Genomic DNA, 2,479 nt, shown 5'->3' with positions numbered 1-2,479 from the left:
GGGGGGGGGGCAATTGGTCGATCGTCCCGAAGCCTGTTTGCGTATCGAATGCAGGCTCATCCAAGTTGCAGAACCGACCGTTGGAGATCTGACGTTGATCGAAAGACGTTCTGGTGGCCTTAAGAGCTGACTGGAACTTAGCCAAGCTCATTCAACGGACCCCACTTTGCTGCCGTTCCCCGCCGGGGCATAGTTTCCATCAATTGCGAAAAAGAACGCCATCCCGCCCGACAGAGGCGTTCATGAGACGTATAGGCATAATGTAAGAACATAGGAACATCATGCCCATCCCTCTCGCCTCTAAACTCCCCTATTCCCGCGCATCGAACTGCCTGCCTGGCGTCCTGCAGTATGAACCATTGGCGCTGAGCAACACGCAGCGGCGCTTGAAGAACCGGACCGCGCTCGTGCCCATCTTGAACTTGGATGAGTATCGCTTCCGCACAGTCATCGACTGGATAGAGTTCCGCGTTCAACTTGCACGGCCGACCCAAGCATAACATGTCCAAGCAGTGTTGCGCCGCTTTCTTGCCCGGGACAGCTTCATTGATCCGGAAGATAAGGCCGGCGGCAACGTATTCACCGCGTGCACGATCAAGGTTCAAGAACCTCCAAGCTTCGCGCTAATCAATACCATTCATCAAGACCTGTATGATAAGCTCGGAGAAGCCACCAGCGCGCGCGTGACGGGCCTTGAGATCAGCGTTGACGCCTATGTGGACGAGAACACTGACGCAAGCCGGAGACGCCTCCTAGGCGCTCTGCAGCGGACCGTCTGGACGTCTCGGGACATCTGGGCAAACCCGGACAGTCGGCTGCGATCTATCTGGAAAAAAGAAAGCAACGGTGTCCAAAAACTGCTGCCGGAACTTCAACATGACGACACACGTGGGAGGCGGGCCAACTCCGAACACCACCGAGCACCTTTCGTTGACGCCACCATGTATCTCGGCGCCCGGGACGATGAGGTGATGCTGCGGCTGATGGAGAAGATAAAGGACCGTCAGCGGCTCGACGGGAGCTATGATGACCTGGACGAACCTTCGAAGCGGGTCAGGATCGAAGTGACGTTGAAAGGGTCAGAACTCCCGTCGATCGGGATCACTGACATTGCCTCACTCCGCCACCTGAAGCTGACGACGATGCAAGGGAGATACTTCCAGTTCAAACTACCTACGTTCAAGCAAGAAGTGGACCGTGGTCTGTCCGGTGCCTTGCAAGTGTTTCAAGAGGAAGAGCGCGCCAGAGTATTTCATGCAACCGGCGTCATGGGCTTGTCAGTCATGGACAGTGCAGTGGCCTTGCAGAGAAGAAGGTCGTGGCCGGGCGTTCGAAAGAACCTCAAGTCCATGAACCGCAAGGGTCAGCGGACGCAGATCCCGCGGCTCGCTGCGCCCTTCGTTGCCTATGAGTGGTTGAACAAGAAGGGCAGCTTGGCGCTCCGTAACCTCCAGAAGCGTGAGGATCGGTCGTGGTCGAAGATGGCAGCACAGGGTATAGGACGACAAGGAGAAGGTAGAGCAACAAACGCCTATATTTGCAGTTAGTAGGCCGAGCGCGCCTGCGAGACCTCAAGAGGATAGCAAACGCAGGCTGCGGGGGTCATGCGCATCTGATGTCGGTCAACGCAGATGGTCTAAGAAACTTGCTTATTCTCTTGTTCGCCGCGACGCCAGAAGACGCAAGAGGGCGCAGAAGGTCAGTCCATCATCTAGGCACCGGGAATCTTGTGACCGCCGAGATGGCGGGCGGCCGGCAGCTAGCGATATTGCCGCGGTCATCTTTACCCGCCCCCGGCTTCCACCTTTTCGATCGCTTATGGCCAAGGACACGTCCAGGTTTGGTCAACGCTATCGGCTGATCATGGCGACTATTTGCTACTGACAGCCGCCAAGCCAGATCGCCTATCTGCGATCCATTGGCCATCGCCAAGAAAAGCAGATTAGTCCCGAGTTCTTGAACGGCTCTGCCTTATAATATCTGTCCGTTCGGTTCGTCATGTGTCCGTCCAGATCGAAAACCACTGTTCCCGAGACATTTGCCATCTTATCGTTTCGATTTGATTTCGACGGATTTCGTTTCAGTTGGGATATAATATGTGCCGCGGTCCATGCCGCATCCCCGTCCAAAACCGTTTTGCGGCGTTGATTTTGTCTCACCTATGTTAGGTTACGCACGTCGCTCCAGCATTTGCTGGTCGAAAACGTTACATCTCCGGCCAAGCTGACCGCGATATGTTACATGTCGGTGGTTGTTTTGAGCGTTTTTGGGCAGCATATGTTCCAATCAAGGGGTCGGATATTACATTAGAGAGGTCTAATGTAACATTTTCGAGCGCCAATGTTACGTTGTAATGACCATGCGCTCATCAAGCGTAGGGAGCTGGTCTGCCCCCTGAAAAGTGGTCCTCCCTGAGGTATGGCTTTTGAGCCATTTGGAGGATGCAGGAATGCCCCAGAAAAAGCACAAGCCGGAGGAG

1 protein-coding gene is annotated in these 2,479 nt (G+C 54.9%); it reads left to right on the top strand.

Annotated elements, in window-relative coordinates:
* The first annotated feature begins 515 nt into the window (after positions 1 to 515).
* A complete protein-coding gene (locus IE00_RS19130; RefSeq protein ID WP_139291557.1) occupies positions 516 to 1,547 on the top strand; it encodes a hypothetical protein in 1,032 nt (343 codons plus the stop codon).
* Positions 1,548 to 2,479: the final 932 nt, after the last annotated feature.

It is taken from the genome of Paracoccus sp. SM22M-07, from assembly GCF_001887735.1.
Taxonomy (GTDB): Bacteria; Pseudomonadota; Alphaproteobacteria; order Rhodobacterales; family Rhodobacteraceae; genus Paracoccus.
Note: the sequence above shows the minus strand (reverse complement) of the source record. Positions and strands in the feature narration are given on the sequence as shown.